Raw genomic sequence first — 16,118 nt, 5'->3', positions numbered from 1 at the left:
CTGTTTCTCTAATAATCAATTTCTTACCACCTCAGTTTGCTCAGGGAATCAATATCCACTGATTTGGTGTTTCTATAAACCATAATGATAATTGCTAATCCAACAGCAACTTCTGCTGCAGCAAGAGCCATAATAAAAAACACGAACACCTGTCCGCTGGCGTCTCCCCTGTAGGCTGAAAATGCCGCCAGAAGAAGATTCACTGAATTCAACATCAATTCAACGGACATCATGATGATGATAACATTCCGACGAATCAGCACCCCGATCACCCCAATGGTAAAAATAACACTGCAGAAAATCAAATAATGATTGAGGGGTATCCCCTGCATATTTTGAAGAATACTATCCATTTTGTTTTACTCGCGTTTCTTTCTTAGCTAATAATACTGCTCCTACCATTGCTGTCAATAACAGGATGGAGGAAATCTCAAAAGGCAATAGGAAGTCTTTAAACAATACTTTCCCAAGATTCTTTACCAAACCGATGTCGGCATGAGCTTGAACCATAATGTTGTCTGTTTGGATGACTTTAAAGGCGCCCAAAAAGGTAATCAACAAACACATTCCCGCAATAACACCCATAAATTTGACAAGATGCGATTTCATGGGCTCGGTTTCTTTGTTTAGGTTTAGTAACATCAAAACAAACAGAAACAAAACCATGATCGCGCCCATGTAAACGATGAAGTTAACGACCGCAAGGAATTGCGCATTCAATAAAATATAATGAATTGTGAAGGTAAAAAAGGTAATAACCAAATACAACACACTATGCACCGGATTCTTTGCAAAGATGGTCATCAGGGCAAAGAATATAGACAAAAATGCTACTAAATAGAATAAGGTCATATCTTAATTATTTGTGGTTTGCTCGGATAATTTTGTAATGTCAAATTTTGCCTCCAACAATTTATCCTTTCCATATATAAAATCTTTTCTCAGGTAATCTGCTGTCACATGGGAACCATCTAAGTAAATAGCTTCTTTTGGACAGGCCTCCTCACACAAACCACAGAAGATACAACGCAGCATATTGATTTCATACACAGCGGCATATTTCTCCTCACGGTAAAGATGAGCCTCTTCTTTGGTGCGCTCGGCAGCAGTCATCGTGATGGCCTCGGCAGGACAAGATAGGGCACACAGACCACAGGCCGTGCAACGCTCTCTTCCTTGTTCATCACGCTTTAAGGAATGCTGTCCACGAAAATTCTTCGAGTAAGGTCTAATTTGCTCGGGATATTTGATGGTAGGAATTTTCCGAAAGAAGTGTTTTATTGTAATAGACAACCCTTTGGCAATAGCGGGCAAATAAATCCGCTCCCAAAAGCTCATCGGCTTTTGTTCAAGTACTTTTTTTCTGTTTGATAACGACTGCATAAAGCCCTCCGATTAAAAATAAGTGTCTTTAATAATGGTAATAAGTCCGGTCAGCACAATGTTTGCAATCGCCAGAGGAATTAACATCTTCCATCCAAGGTTCATTAATTGATCATAGCGGAAGCGAGGAAGTGTCCAACGAATCCACATAAAGAAAAATATAAACCCAAATATTTTAAGGAAAAAGACCAATAAACCAATGATGGTAATCCAGTTTTCAGATAACCCCAAATCATGCATGAACGGAAAATTATATCCGCCAAAATACAACGCGGCCATAAGCGCAGAAGACACAAACATGTTGATGTATTCTGAGAACATAAATAGACCAAGTTTCATGGATGAATATTCCGTATGGTATCCGCCAATTAATTCGGTTTCACATTCAGGTAAGTCAAAAGGTACCCGGTTACACTCGGCGAAAGCACAAGTGATAAAAACAATAAAACCCAAAGGCTGCGCCCAGATATTCCAATTTAAAAACCCTGATTGCTGCGCAACGATCTCTCCCAGAGAAAGAGTCCCTGTAACCATTAGCAAAGCAATTAAAGACAACCCCATTGGGATTTCATAACTGATACTTTGCGAAGCTGCACGCACAGCTCCCATCAGGGAAAATTTATTGTTCGAGGCCCATCCACCAAGCATTATTCCGTATACACCCAAAGCGATTACCCCAAAAATATACAATACACCAATGTTCACCTCGGCAACTTGCAAAGAAATGGCCCTATCCCCAATGGTAAGGGTTCCTCCCCAAGGGATTACGGCCGAACTAATACATGCTGTAATAATCGCAATCGTTGGTCCCAATATGAATAAGGTTTTATGCGCTCCTGCTGGAATGATTTCTTCTTTGAAAAAGAATTTACCACCATCACATAATGGTTGTAAAATACCAAATAATCCAGCACGGTCTGGACCATGTCGATCTTGCATAAATCCTGCAATCTTACGCTCGGCCAAGGTTGAATACATTGCAATAACCAAGGTTACAACAAAAACGATGACCGCTAAGATTAACTTCTCTAAAATAAAAGCTGTTTCCATCTTCCCTACCGGTTATTTTAATTTTTCAGATCTTTCTAATTGTTCCTGGTTCGCCTCTTGAAGCACTGCATCGTGTTTAATAACTGCTGGGTTATCAAAGGAATGATAATGATTGGCATCAATCACTGAGGTGTCGCTTATTGGGCTCGGAGCTTCCAATACCCAATCCGAGGTATTTTTGGTGTCAAATCTACAAGTATTACAGATGAACTCATCCACCTCATCGTAAGCGTCCTTGCGTCCGGTTACCCGAAGAACTTCGTCTCCTTTATACCAAAGGGTTACTTTTCCACTGCAGCTCGGACAATCTCGGTGTGCATCAACAGGCTTTGTAAACCAGACCCGATTCTTAAATCGGAAGGTTTTATCGGTTAAAGCACCAACAGGGCATACATCGATCACATTACCAATGAATTCATTGTCTAACGCATTGTGAATAAAAGTAGAAATTTCAGCGTGATCTCCGCGGTGTAGGATTCCGTGTTCGCGCTCTGGGGTCAATTGATTGGCCACATACACGCAGCGATAGCACAGAATACAGCGGTTCATGTGCAATTGAATTTTTTCACCGATATCGATACGCTCAAATGTTCTGCGATCGAATTCATACCGGTTTTGCAAAACACCATTTTCATAGCTTAAGTCCTGCAATTTACATTCTCCAGCCTGATCACATACCGGACAGTCCAGCGGGTGATTGATAAGAAGCATCTCAACGATCGCATTCCTTGCATCAACCACATCAGGGGAAGTAATATTCATGACCTCCATACCATCCATTACTGTGGTACGGCAAGAGGCTACCAGTTTTGGCATTGGCCTTGGATCCTTCTCCGATCCTTTGCTAACTTTAACCAAACAGGTTCGACATTTCCCTCCACTACCTTCCAATTTGGAATAATAGCACATTGCCGGTGGAACGATATCTCCACCAATTTGCCTTGCCGCATTTAATATCGTGGTACCAGGAGCAACATCAATCGTGATGCCGTCTATGGTAACCTTAAAATTTTGTACTTCTTCTGCCATTGTTAAATTCCTTTTCTATTGATCCTTTATTCGCTAAGGGTAACTAAAGGGTCGGCATAGTTTGCTAAACCATAGTTTCTACTTTGTGCCAGCTCAGGATGAGAAATATGCCATTCGAATTCATCTCTAAAGTGGCGAATTGCTGCCGCTACAGGCCAAGCTGCTGCATCCCCTAATGGGCAAATGGTATTTCCTTCAATTCGCCGTTGAATATCCCACAACAAATCGATGTCCGAACTATTGGCTATCCCGTGTTCAATCTTGTAAAGGATTTTTTCCATCCAGCCCGTTCCCTCACGACAAGGGGAACATTGTCCACAACTCTCATGTCTATAAAAACGGGTGAAATTATAGGTGTTACGAACGATACATTGATCCTCATCAAAGGCAATAAAGCCTCCTGAACCCATTGATGACCCACTCACAAATCCACCATCGGCTAAAGACTCATAAGTCATCAGACGGGTATCCCCTTTCAGGGTTTTACTTACTAAGTTCGCCGGTAAAATAGGAACCGAAGAACCACCGGCTACGACTGCTTTTAAGCGCTTTCCGCCGGCAATACCGCCACAGTATTCATCTGAGTAAATAAATTCTTCAACAGGAAGACCCATTTCGATTTCATATACGCCTGGTTTAACCAGGTTTCCAGATGCCGATATTAATTTTGTTCCTGTACTTCTTTCAATACCAATCTTTGCATATTCTTCTCCACCATCATTGATAATAGGAACGGTTGCTGCGATAGACTCCACATTGTTTACAACAGTAGGACATCCATACAATCCAGCAATCGCGGGAAAGGGAGGTTTAATGCGTGGATTTCCTCGCTTGCCTTCCAAAGATTCCAAAAGGGCGGTTTCTTCTCCACAGATATAGGCCCCTGCTCCAGGTTGCACATAAATCTCCAGATCGTATCCGGTTCCAAGAATATTTTTTCCTAAAAAGCCTGCCGCTTTCGCCTCAGCAATAGCCTTTTCCATGATGCGAATTTGTGGCATCATTTCTCCACGTATATAAATATAAGAGGTATTTGCTCCTAAGGCATAGCTTGATACGATCATTCCCTCTATAAGTGCATGAGGAATGTAGGTCATTAGGTAACGATCCTTGAATGTTCCAGGTTCGGATTCATCACCATTACAAACCAGGTAACGTGGTACGCCTTCTGGTTTCGCCAAAAAGCTCCATTTTAGGCCTGTAGGAAAACCTGCTCCTCCACGTCCACGGAGTCCGGACTTCTTAACCTCCTCCAGGACATCCTCCCAAGACATGGTTTTAAGTGCCTTTTCGACAGCCCTGTATCCACCCTTTTCTCTGTAGACAGAATAGGTGTTTATACCGGGCACTCCTATATGTTCTAATAATAACTTACGTCCCATATGCTAAGCTTCGCTTTTTGCTTTTTGCTTTAAATCCCCAATTAATTCGTCCACACTTTGGGGAGTTAGTTGTTCATAAAAAGTGTATTCAGGACCAATCTGTAGAACAGGTCCAAATCCACAAGCCGCTAAACATTCTACTCCTCTCCAAGAAAATAAACCATCTGGGGTTACCTGATTTTCTTTGACCCCAAGGGAATTCTCTAAATGATCCATTATTTTTTCGGCACCAACCAGACAACAAGGTCCAGTTCGACAAACCTCTAACACGTATTTCCCTTTAGGTTCAAGAAAATACATGGAATAAAAAGTCGCTACCTCGTATACTTCAATAGGCTTGATGTTTAGAAAAAGAGCAACTTTATCCATCGCATCAACACTGAGCCAGCCGTATTGCGCCTGCACCAAATGCAGGATAGGCAACAGTGCTGATTTCTGTTTACCTTCAGGGTACCGGCTAACAATCTCGGAAAACTTTCCTAAAAGCTCTACCGAAAACTCAACAATAAGGTTTTCTTTAACACTAAGCATCTAATTCTCCTGCTATTACGTTTAAACTACTCATATTTAGAATGGCATCAGAAAGCAACATTCCGCTACTCATTGGTGCAAACATTTGATAATTGACAAATGAAGGTCTTCTGAAGTGAAGTCTATATGGGGTTCTGCCGCCATCGCTGATCAGGTAAAAACCCAATTCTCCATTTGCTCCCTCTACGGCATGATACACTTCGTCTTTTGGTGCATCCCATTCGCCCATCACAATTTTAAAGTGATAGATTAATGCTTCCATATTGGTATATACTTGTTCCTTTGGTGGTAAATAAAATGCAGGGACATCTGCGTGAAATACTCCTTTAGGTTCTTTTTCTATTTTTTGTAGCGCTTGCTTGATAATACGCATAGATTGCCACATTTCTTCGTTTCGAACCATATAGCGGTCGTATACATCCCCGTTGGTTCCAACCGGAATCTCAAAATCGAATTCTTCGTACGAACAATAAGGTGAATGTGCCCGAACATCATAATCCACGCCCGTTGCCCGAAGGATTGGTCCAGACCAGGAATAATCCAAGGCTTGCTCCGGCGTTACTGCGGCAACATTCGAGGTACGTTCTATAAAAATTCGATTGCGGTCAAACAATTCTTGGAATTCCCTAAGTACCGGAGGGAATCTTTCTAAAAACTCATTTATCTTTGCAAAAGCAACATCGTTGAAATCACGTTCAAACCCGCCAATCCTACCGATATTGGTGGTTAGTCTGGCGCCACAGATCTCTTCGTAAATCTCATAAATGAATTCACGTTCCTGCATCACATACAGAAATCCTGAGAACGCTCCCGTATCTACTCCTAAAATTCCATTACAAATAATATGATCCGCAATCCGAGCAAGCTCCATGACGATAACACGCATGTATTGTACTCTTTTAGGAATCTCAATATCCAATAACTTCTCAACAGTCATATGCCAACCCATGTTATTGATTGGCGATGAACAATAGTTCAAACGGTCGGTTAAAGGTGTAATTTGATAATAAGGTCTGTGTTCAGCTATTTTTTCAAATGCCCGGTGAATATAACCGATGGTAGAAACACCACTGACAATCCTTTCTCCGTCAATTTGAACCACATTTTGAAACACCCCGTGCGTCGCCGGGTGGGTGGGTCCAATATTCAGCGTGGTTAGTTCATCCTGAGGATCATTATCATCTAAAACAGGTGCATTATGTGAGATTTGTGTAATCGTTTTGCTCATGATTCTTTCCTTATCTTCCGAAATAAAGGTCTTTCTTGTCTACCCTGTTCGGGTCTTCTAAAGGATATTCCTTACGCATAGGGAAAACCTCCAGATCATCCATATTTAAAATCCTACGTAGATCCGGATGACCTTCAAAATTGATCCCATAGAAATCAAATGTTTCCCTCTCCATCCAGTTTGCCCCATTCCATAGAACCGTTGCCGTTGGAATGCTAGGGTTAGTCCCCTCTAAATACACCTTCACCCGTAGCCGAAGATGATTGACGAAACTGTGAATATGATAGACTACGGCAAAGGGGTTGTCCTGATTAGGGTAATGAACAGCCGTAATATCGGTCAGGTAATTAAACTGCAAAAGTTCATCTTCTTTGATGAACCTAAGCAGCTCTATAATTTGATCCTTGGAGATTTCTAAAGTTAGAAGCCCTTTCGGCTCTGATATATTCGTTACTTTTTCCCCGAATTGAGAAGTAAGTTTTTCTAAAACCAACTGATTTGTCAACTTATCCATTGTTTGTTGCAATTCCGTATTTTTCCAATAGCGCCTTATACTCAGGCGTATTTCTTCTGTTTAAAGATTCGTTTTTTACAATATCTTGCAAGCGCATTACGCCATCCAATATGGCCTCAGGACGCGGCGGGCATCCAGGCACATATACGTCTACTGGAATAATCTCATCAATGCCCTGAAGAACGGAGTAGGTATCAAAGATACCACCACTCGAGGCGCAAGCACCAACAGCAATTACCCAACGGGGTTCTGCCATTTGTTCGTAGACTTGTTTTAATACCGGAGCCATTTTCTTAGCAATCGTTCCCATCACCAAAAGCATATCTGCTTGCCTAGGCGAAAAACTAGGGCGTTCCGCTCCAAAACGAGCCAAATCATAGGTAGATCCCATGGTTGCCATAAATTCAATCCCACAGCAGGAGGTTGCAAACGGCAAAGGCCACAACGAATTAGCGCGGGCTAAACCAATCGCTTTATCTAAACTTGTTGCGAAGAATCCCGCTCCTTCAATTCCTGGAGGTGTATCTGCTAAAGTAATCGTACTCATTTTAGTAAAATTAGCGTAAAGGAGTGAAAATAAGCTTTTCGCTTAATCCCAATCCAATGCTTTCTTTTTTATGATATAAATGAAACCCAATAGTAAGAGTCCCATGAAAACAAACATTTCAATTAATCCTGCAAATCCAAATTCCCGGAAGTTCACGGCCCAAGGGTACATAAAGATCACCTCAATATCAAAAATGACGAATAGGATTGCGACCAAAAAATATTTAATGGAAAAGGGTTGTCGAGCATTACCAACAACTTCGATACCGGACTCGAAAGCCCCTAATTTATTCTGTGTGCGAACTTTTGGACCGATCAGATGCGTGGCGATGATCGTGGTTACGCCAAAACCCACAGCAACAGCTAATTGTATTAAGATCGGAATATAATCGATAGGTGCACTTTGACCTGCTAGCTCATTCATACCGTTTTTCTCTCTATATTTGTAGTCAAACAAAATTAACAAAAGAAATCAATAAAAAAAGGGAGGTTTTGGTGCTAATCAGCCCTTTTTACTATTTTGAACGATTATAAATAAGTGTCCTTTGAACACAATGTAACGGCCAGGCACTACAGCATAAAACAAAAGTGGGGTCCTTCTCTTCGAAAAACCCCACTTTTACTTTTTTTATTTTGACCTACAAAGCATCAAACATTTGTTTTGCAAATGCATCATCTGGTCTTAGTTCCAAAGCTTTACCAAAATGTTCTTTGGCTTTCGGATGATCACCTTTAAGGTAAACGTAATACCCGATATAATTATGTGCATCCGCTGAATATGCTACGTTTGTTGCATCATCTGTTTTACCAGAGGCAGCGATAGCAGCTAGAAGGTTCGTGAAAGAATCCACAAATATTCCTTTTGCGTTTTCTGGGTCATACATCACGTTGTCTAAAGCTAATTCACTTAAGCCTTTGTAGTATAATCCTGAAATTTTGTACTTATCATCTACTTCTTTCTTTCCTGAGGTAGTCGCAATTTCCAACGCTTTCACCGCGGCCTCAAGATGCGGTTTAGCCTCTTGAAACTTAGCTGTTGCCTCTTCAGGTGTTAACTGCGTACCATCTGTTGGAGATACCAATTTGGAACCGATACCGTATTCGATTTGTCCCATATAGAAGTTCGAATCGTAGTAATAAGCTGACTTAGGATTCGCCGCAGGCAAAGCAAAGATTTTTGCTGCAATAGCGGTTTCCCCTTCTTGATACTTCGCGAAAGCCGTTTCAGAGATTTCCTCATCGTAGTTTTCGTCTTCAGTTTGTTTGGTTTCAGCAATCCTCAATAAATCTGCCCCTTTGTCCGCATCACCTGAGATGATGTTCGCTAAACCGGCATATAAGTAGTCACGACCAATCAAACGGCTCGTATCTACTTTTGAGAATAAGGTATTCATGTATTCCAATGACTTTGGATAATCCTTATCTTGTAACAAGGTAATATATCCTAAGTAACGGTAAACTTTTGCATCAACGCCTTCCACAGTAGATAATTCTTGTGCTACTGTTTTTAACTCTTCATAGTTTCCTGAATAAACCAAGAAATCGGCATAACGTACTTTTGCTTCAATGGATTGATCTCCAGTTAAAGAAAGATATTTTTTATAATTTTCTACCGCTTTCTGATTGGTTTCACGGTATTTATCCTCAGGACCTTTTACAGAAGATAAGTAATAGGTCTCTGCCAACTCCCGGTAAATTGGACCGTATTCTGGATGCTCACCAGCTAAAGCGGTAAGATCTTCCAGGACAACATCAAAGGCCTGCGCTCTACGTGAAATGATTGCCTGACCAATTTTTGGTGCCAGTAACTGATCATCAATTGCCAAGGCATCACGGTAAGCCACAAATGCAAGACTACTCTCACGTAATCCGGCATAAGCATCTCCTAATGCAGTTGGAATATCAGGATCCTTGGCATTCTTTTCCTTTGCCTGGGTTAAATACTCAACTGCTTTTTTGTAGTTTGGTTTTGGTGCATCAATATAAGCTCTACCTATATAGTACAATGGTAAATAATCTTTTTTACCTAGATCTTTTGTCGCCTCTGCAAATTTCGTTCCCGCAGCTGTAGAATCTCCTTTTTGAAGATCAACAATACCCAAACCAACTGTGTTAAGTTCTGTTTCTTTAGGCGCATTGGTAATCCCTTGTTGGAAAACGAGAGCGGCTGAATCAACCTTATCGTTAATCAAGTGAATTTGTCCTAAATAAAAATAGTTTTCACCATCTTTTGCCTTTTTCTCAACCAATTGTTGCAACATAACCTTCGCTTTATCATATTGTTCAGCTTGGATGGCTGCTTTAGCATCTTTTAAACTTTGTGCGTTAGCAGCTCCTGTTCCAACAGCGCCAGCTAATAGAAGGCTTAAAAATAATTTGCTGTTTGTCATAATATATTATTTACTCTTTGTTATTAACTAATTTATATTCTCTCTAATAATAATTTCTCTTCCTGGCATTGTTACAGGCAATAAGCCTGAACGAAGGACAATCCTTTGTCCACGGTCTCCTGTTAAGAAAGCAGAAAAACCTATGCCCAACCCCATATTGGGTTGGTAATTCAACACATAAAAAGTCGATTTCAATGCGTATTCATTCGTTGCAAATGTCGTCTGAGAGGGTTTATAGAACCCGACTGGTTGACCGTCTTTCAGACTTTGAAGGCTTAAGATACGAATTTTATTTTCATCTCCAAATTGCCTTCTGCAATCCATATATTGTCCGTAGGACATGATCCCGATGGCTTTGTTATCTTTTAAAACCATTTCAACCACATCTTTTGAATTTTTAAGGGCTTTCACAGAACGTGCAGAAATTTTTTCCACCTTCGTTAAATCCTTCACCATTCGAACAGTGCTGGAATTAATGTTGTCAAACACCAAGGTATTACTCTGGTCTTCTCCCTTCAACAATGTAGTTAACGAATTAATGTCAATTGAAGTATCTGCGGAAGCAATATTATTTATAAAAACGACTCCATCATAAAAAATTGGAAAGATTCTTGGACGAATCTCACGGCTCTTAAACCCTGAACTCTCGGCTGCTGTCAATTCTCTCGCTAAAATGGCAATTTCTGCCTGTCCTTCAATCAACGCATTGATAGCCTCTCTCTCAGGTAGAGGAATCAGTTTGATCGTTGAACCTGTATATGAGGTTTTAAACACCTCGACCTGCTCACTGGCGATCGGCAATATAGCCTCATCGACAATCACAGAGATTTCACCTGTCAAAATATCATTCTGATGTTGTTTTACGCTGTCTTGATCCGCAGTCTGTTTCTCCTGAGGATTAAAACAACTAGAAATCATCAACACGCAAGCAAGCAGCAACAACGATACAAAATTAGTTAACTTCATATTATTTGGAATAAATAAACCTGAAAAGGATTAATTAATTTCTAAAATTATTCTGCCACAGACGAGCGAACCGCATAAATGAATATACGATTAATAGGATTCCAAATATGGTTTTATAGGTTGGGTCTATCTCTAGTGGAAAATTTTTCCAAAAAATAATAAGTAAGCCCAAGGTAAAATAAAACGCAAACATGAAAAGTCCTAAAATAGACAGAAATCGCTGTGTGGGCGATTTCTGTCTAAAATTATTTCTTTTTAAATGATTCGACATATCGAATTACATTTGTGAAAGGTCTAAGCGAATCGGCAATGAATAACGAACCGGTACTTTACGTCCATTTTGAACGGCAGCATTCCATTTTTTCGATTTCTTCAATGCATTGATTGCAGCCTGGCCTGTTCCGTATGATAAATCTTTTACCACCTTGATATCGGTCAAATTACCATTTCTATCAATTACGAACGATAATTCTACGGTACCTTTTACCCCAGCTTCAATCGCTGATTGCGGATATTGGTAAGCGCTGTTAACAAATTTACGGAATTCATTAATCCCTCCTGGATAAGATGCGGGCACCTCTACTGACTCAAAGTCGTAAACCTTATTCGGGTCTCCGCCTTCAACTCCTTTAGTTGAACCTGTAATGGCTCCCTCAACTTTTTTAGGGCCAAACTCTCCAGTTGGAACGCCTGTTGCTCCTGGGGTACCCTTCAGGGTAATCCGAGCCGGTGTGGCGTCTTTTTCTTTGATTTCTTCCTGAGATACCACCTCTTCCGTTACCTGTCTTGCATCAACAACCTTCGGCTCTGGAAAACGGATTAAGTCTTCTGCCGGTGGTTCCTCTGCAATACGTTCAGGAGGAGCTTCTTCTTCTGGAAGAGGTTCTTCTTCCGGTGGAGGTTCAGGTAATTCCAAATCCTCTAAAGTTACCGGAGTCACAACTTCTACTTCCTCAGCTACTTTCTCAGGAAAAATATTGATATCGAAGGCTTTTAAAGCCACCAAAGAGAGAACGACAGCGGATACTGAAAATAGTGCAATATTGGTCGCTCTTGGCGCAAACTTACGTAAGGCATAAGCTCCATATTCTTTATTTCTATTTTCAAAAACGACGTCAAGCCATTCTTTCTTAAATAAATCTAATTTTGAACCAATCATGTTTTTCCTTATTTTACTGATTAATTATTCGTTATAGATTCCATTCGATTCCAAAACCTCAATTTCTTCAGGTTTGATTTTCGAGATCATAAAACGTTTAACATCAGTTATTTTCATTTCATCTAATATGTCAACGATATTTCGTTGAACAGCCCTATCGCTTGGACGAATAACGACGATTAAGTCTTTACCACCTGCTACCTGAGGAACCTGTGCTTTCTTCTCTAGGATGATTTTACGGATTCCCTCTTTGCTATAGTCCACTACAGCTGGCGCAGAAATTGGATTAGCCAATTGTCCATAATACCAAGCAATTTTGTTATCAGAACCTAATAATAAGGTGATGGAACGATTGTCCGCGATTTCAATTTCGGGCTTCAGTTCAGTTTTATCCTTATTCTTATCAGGCATGTTAACATCCATGGCTTGTGGCTTGTTCAAAGAGGTTGTTAGCATGAAGAAGGTAATCAGAAGGAAAGCAAGATCCACCATCGCGGTTAAATCTACCCTACCTCCGTTTTTCTTCGACCTAACTTTACCACCTTTTTTGCCTCCGCCGGAGTCTTGATTTAATTCAGCCATTTTTTATTTTGTTAATTTTCCTGACGTAAACCGGTTACAAAACTGAACTTGTTTTGTTTTTGGTTTCTCAGGGTTTCAATAATCAAATTCATTACTGCATACTTCTCTTCAGCATCTGCTTTGATCGCTATTGTCAATGGACCTGGATTGGTGAAATTCTTTTCAGCAGCTTCACGGTCACGGTTGAATTCAACCGTTGCCAATCTTGCTTGTTGAACCCAGTGGTATAATTCATTTGATAGTTCTTCAGTACTATCAACGGTAATTCCTGGTTGAACTTCAAGCGTACGGGCATCCGACTTTAACGAAAGCAAAGCACGTAATTGCTTGAAAGGCACGCCAAAATCTTGTAGGCCTTTGAACTTCTCATAATCTTCTTCGGAGAAAGCAACACCGTATTTAGCAGACATATTTTTCAAAGTCATTTCCTTAACATTAGGATTTTTGATCGTGAAAAACACTTTCCCTTTATCTCCTACTGTGATGATTGCCAAATTGTCGTCTGGTAATTTATCCAAGGTAGTTGATGCAGGAGTATCTACAATAAGTGTTTCAGGTTGACGAGCAGTTGCTGTCAAAACGAAGAAGGTAAGAAGTAAGAAAGATACATCACACATCGCGGTCATATCGATCGTCGTGCTGGCTCTTTTTACTTTTGCTTTTCCCATTTCTTTACTTCTTTAAATTGTACACTCTATTTCGTTTGTAATCATGATGCTTTTTAACTAAACATTCCATAAAAAATGTTCAATTATTTTGCACTCATTCTTATTTGTGGTTTGCTGCGTACGTTTGTACAATTGAGAAACCAGCCTCGTCGATAGAATATGTTAATGTGTCGATCTTAGAAGTAAGAAGGTTATAGAAAATAATAGCAACTGTAGATGTACCGATACCTGTAGCCGTGTTGATCAAGGCCTCAGAGATACCATTTGCTAATTTTGCCGAGTCAGGAGTACCACCAGTTGCTAAAGCCGAGAATGCTTTAATCATACCTGTTACTGTACCTAATAGACCTGTTAATGTACCGATAGAAACTAATGTAGCGATAACTGTTAAGTTTTTCTCTAACATTGGCATTTCTAAGGTAGTAGCTTCTTCAATTTCTTTTTGAATAGCTAATATAGATTTTTCTGTGTCTAAGCCTGGATGAGCTTCAACGTCTTTGTATTTCAAAAGACCTGCTTTAATTACATTTGCAACAGACCCTTTTTGTTTATCACATTCAGAGATTGCACTGTCAATGTTACCGGTTCTTAATAAACCTTGTACTTTTCTCACAAAATTTCCTACGTTTCCAGTTCCAGAAGCTTTACCAATTACAATAAAACGCTCGATTGAAAAAACAAATACCATTAAGAATAATCCGATAAGTACCGGAACCACATATCCAGCGTGGTATACCATACCTAAATAGTTACCTGGTAATGGTTGGTTCTCTGGGTTATTATCAATAAAGTTTGCAGGATCTCCCATTACGAATTTGTAAACCAAGAAACCAATGATTAAACAAATGATAATTGCTAAACTCGCAAATAAATTACCCGCATTACCGCTCTCTTGCTTAGCTGGGGCTGATGTAGTTTTTGGTGCGTTTGCCATTTTTTACTAATTTTTAGATTTTTTACTGTTGTTTAATTATTAAAGTTAAATTCAATTTTATGTAAACTAAATGCCCTTACATTACGTAAATTCAAAACAAATATAACATTTTCTGTTAAAACCAAAATTAAAATGAAGATATCCGGTTTTTCACCGTTTATTGGGTCTTGTACTCATCCATTGATATTCTTCAGCAGTTCTACATCAATGGCTATTCTTTTCTATCACACAACGGTTGAACATTTCTGTTTATTTTTTTACAATGAAAACCATTTTTTTTTTGATATGCAAATTATCAAATCGTTAAATGTAAAAAATAAGTAAGTATTCACTCACATGGAGAACTATACAAAGAGAAATTTAGTCCTGCTCAAAATCAATTACTTCTTTGTTTCTTAAACATTTAGAGACCTTGCTTGAATTATCCACCAAATGATTTTACCTGGAACTTCTGATCCATTAAGTATTGGATAATTTTTTCTTTAAAATCTCCTTGTATCAATATTTCTCCGTCTTTTGCGCTCCCTCCAACACCACATTTTTGCTTCAAAACCTTGGCCAAAGCCTCCAAATCTTCTTGTGAACCAATAAATCCCGTGATTAACGTCACTACCTTTCCCTTACGGGACTTTTTGTCCAGTCCCACTTTTACTTTTTGTTTATTGGCGGGTAAGGTTTGCTGATTTTCCTCAACTTGGTTATCCTGGTACTGAAAATCATCTGCGGTGGAATATACCACGCCCTCGAAGCGTTGTTTTTTGTGCTTGCTCATTTCTTTTGGCTTTTTTTTAACAAATAATATTGAGCGATTTCGCCATTACCTCAATATCAATCTGGTTACCTAGGTCCATCGACTCCCCGTCTAAATGCCCTGGAGATCCTCCTTCTTGTCTAATGGTTATCTTTTTCCCCGGTATAATTTCTACATACTCGGACTGGTCGGCTGTTTTATTAAATAAATGAAAAACCATCATCGGAAGGGAGTACAATGGAAATTTATGGACGATGCAAACGTCCAAAAGACCATCGGTAACCGAGGCATTTGGCGCGATGTAGGCATTGTTCCCGTATTGTGGTGAATTGGCTACTGAAATCATAAAGGCCTCCCGCTCATAAGCGGTGCCATCAATAATTAATTCATATTTTTTGGGTTTGTAGTTGCTCAAGACATTGAGGACTGTTTTTAAATAACCAGCAGGGCCTCTGAAGGTCTGACCAGCGAATTTATCACTAACACTCGCATCAAAACCGAGCCCCGCCATATTAAAAAAATAATTATCCGCTACTTTCGCGCAATCTATTAATAAGGTCTCGAAACGGTTTATCCGGCGTAAGGCGGCTGATTCATTCATAGGTATTCCTAAATAGAGAGCTAAACCATTGCCGGATCCCTCAGGGATAATACCCAAGGGTATATTGGAGCCCACCAAAGCGGAACCGATCTCGTTAATAGTCCCATCTCCGCCAACCGCTATCACCGCATCATAATGCTCATCAATCGCCGATTTGGCTAATTCATAGGCGTGATTGGCGTGGTTGGTTAGCTTAAACGTTGGGTCAAACCGGTTTAAATCCAACACCTCAAGTACCTGCTTATTGAATGCAGTTTTCTTCTTTCCTCCAGATATAGGATTGATTACGAACAGAATCCGTTTTTTTGTCATCACCTTGTTTTAATTCGGTTAAAGATAATAATTTGAGTGAAATACTTTTTAAATATTACAAAGTATTGTAGCTTTGTGCCACACAAATGGTG

Annotated in this window: 19 protein-coding genes; all 19 read right to left on the bottom strand. The window is 39.9% G+C overall.

Annotated elements, in window-relative coordinates; all coding sequences use genetic code 11:
* Positions 1-23: 23 nt before the first annotated feature.
* The 19 genes from nuoK to AC6CHH_RS00665 all read right to left on the bottom strand — a co-directional run bounded on the left by nuoK (position 24) and on the right by AC6CHH_RS00665 (position 16,026).
* Entirely contained in the window at positions 24-353 is a 330-nt protein-coding gene (gene nuoK / locus AC6CHH_RS00755) for an NADH-quinone oxidoreductase subunit NuoK (protein ID WP_498278700.1), read from the bottom strand.
* Positions 346-852 (bottom strand): NADH-quinone oxidoreductase subunit J family protein, encoded by a 507-nt coding sequence (locus tag AC6CHH_RS00750; protein WP_498278698.1) that lies wholly within the window; start codon positions 850-852, stop codon positions 346-348. Before AC6CHH_RS00750 ends, nuoK begins: the two co-directional genes overlap by 8 nt.
* 3 nt (positions 853-855) lie before the next feature.
* Entirely contained in the window at positions 856-1,383 is a 528-nt protein-coding gene (locus tag AC6CHH_RS00745; RefSeq protein ID WP_498278696.1) for a NuoI/complex I 23 kDa subunit family protein, read from the bottom strand.
* A gap of 12 nt (positions 1,384-1,395) precedes the next feature.
* Positions 1,396-2,433, bottom strand: coding sequence for an NADH-quinone oxidoreductase subunit NuoH (nuoH, locus tag AC6CHH_RS00740; protein WP_498278694.1), 1,038 nt, complete (start codon positions 2,431-2,433; stop codon positions 1,396-1,398).
* A 12-nt stretch (positions 2,434-2,445) separates the two neighbouring features.
* On the bottom strand, positions 2,446-3,462 hold the full coding sequence (locus AC6CHH_RS00735) for an NADH-quinone oxidoreductase subunit G (protein ID WP_498278692.1): 1,017 nt from the start codon (positions 3,460-3,462) through the stop codon (positions 2,446-2,448).
* A gap of 26 nt (positions 3,463-3,488) precedes the next feature.
* Complete coding sequence (gene nuoF, locus AC6CHH_RS00730) at positions 3,489-4,844, bottom strand: NADH-quinone oxidoreductase subunit NuoF (protein ID WP_498278690.1); 1,356 nt, start codon at positions 4,842-4,844, stop codon at positions 3,489-3,491.
* Between the two features lie 3 nt (positions 4,845-4,847).
* Positions 4,848-5,375, bottom strand: a complete 528-nt coding sequence (locus AC6CHH_RS00725; RefSeq protein WP_498278689.1) for an NADH-quinone oxidoreductase subunit NuoE family protein — start codon at positions 5,373-5,375, stop codon at positions 4,848-4,850.
* Entirely contained in the window at positions 5,368-6,603 is a 1,236-nt protein-coding gene (gene nuoD / locus AC6CHH_RS00720; protein ID WP_498278688.1) for an NADH dehydrogenase (quinone) subunit D, read from the bottom strand. The genes AC6CHH_RS00725 and nuoD overlap by 8 nt, the downstream gene beginning before the upstream one ends.
* A 10-nt stretch (positions 6,604-6,613) precedes the next feature.
* The gene (locus AC6CHH_RS00715; protein WP_498278687.1) at positions 6,614-7,117 is read right to left on the bottom strand and encodes an NADH-quinone oxidoreductase subunit C; all 504 of its coding nucleotides are present in this window, start codon (positions 7,115-7,117) and stop codon (positions 6,614-6,616) included.
* On the bottom strand, positions 7,110-7,664 hold the full coding sequence (locus tag AC6CHH_RS00710) for an NADH-quinone oxidoreductase subunit B (protein ID WP_498278686.1): 555 nt from the start codon (positions 7,662-7,664) through the stop codon (positions 7,110-7,112). The genes AC6CHH_RS00715 and AC6CHH_RS00710 overlap by 8 nt, the downstream gene beginning before the upstream one ends.
* A 42-nt stretch (positions 7,665-7,706) precedes the next feature.
* The gene (locus tag AC6CHH_RS00705) at positions 7,707-8,087 is read right to left on the bottom strand and encodes an NADH-quinone oxidoreductase subunit A (RefSeq protein ID WP_498278685.1); all 381 of its coding nucleotides are present in this window, start codon (positions 8,085-8,087) and stop codon (positions 7,707-7,709) included.
* 214 nt (positions 8,088-8,301) lie between these two features.
* A complete protein-coding gene (locus AC6CHH_RS00700; protein ID WP_498278683.1) occupies positions 8,302-10,053 on the bottom strand; it encodes a tetratricopeptide repeat protein in 1,752 nt (583 codons plus the stop codon).
* A gap of 27 nt (positions 10,054-10,080) precedes the next feature.
* A complete protein-coding gene (locus AC6CHH_RS00695; protein WP_498278681.1) occupies positions 10,081-11,019 on the bottom strand; it encodes a PstS family phosphate ABC transporter substrate-binding protein in 939 nt (312 codons plus the stop codon).
* Positions 11,020-11,296: 277 nt separating this feature from the next.
* Entirely contained in the window at positions 11,297-12,178 is an 882-nt protein-coding gene (locus AC6CHH_RS00690) for an energy transducer TonB (protein ID WP_498278679.1), read from the bottom strand.
* 24 nt (positions 12,179-12,202) lie between these two features.
* Entirely contained in the window at positions 12,203-12,760 is a 558-nt protein-coding gene (locus AC6CHH_RS00685) for an ExbD/TolR family protein (protein ID WP_498278677.1), read from the bottom strand.
* Between the two features lie 11 nt (positions 12,761-12,771).
* Positions 12,772-13,428, bottom strand: a complete 657-nt coding sequence (locus AC6CHH_RS00680; protein WP_498278675.1) for an ExbD/TolR family protein — start codon at positions 13,426-13,428, stop codon at positions 12,772-12,774.
* A gap of 100 nt (positions 13,429-13,528) precedes the next feature.
* Positions 13,529-14,362, bottom strand: a complete 834-nt coding sequence (locus AC6CHH_RS00675; RefSeq protein WP_498278673.1) for a MotA/TolQ/ExbB proton channel family protein — start codon at positions 14,360-14,362, stop codon at positions 13,529-13,531.
* Positions 14,363-14,783: 421 nt separating this feature from the next.
* On the bottom strand, positions 14,784-15,134 hold the full coding sequence (locus AC6CHH_RS00670; protein ID WP_498278671.1) for a translation initiation factor: 351 nt from the start codon (positions 15,132-15,134) through the stop codon (positions 14,784-14,786).
* Between the two features lie 16 nt (positions 15,135-15,150).
* Positions 15,151-16,026, bottom strand: coding sequence for a diacylglycerol/lipid kinase family protein (locus AC6CHH_RS00665; RefSeq protein ID WP_498278669.1), 876 nt, complete (start codon positions 16,024-16,026; stop codon positions 15,151-15,153).
* Positions 16,027-16,118: the final 92 nt, after the last annotated feature.

The sequence above is a fragment of the Sphingobacterium sp. GQ94 genome (assembly GCF_059758715.1).
The sequence above is the reverse complement of the archived record's forward strand: the minus strand, read 5'-3'. Positions and strand labels throughout refer to the sequence as shown.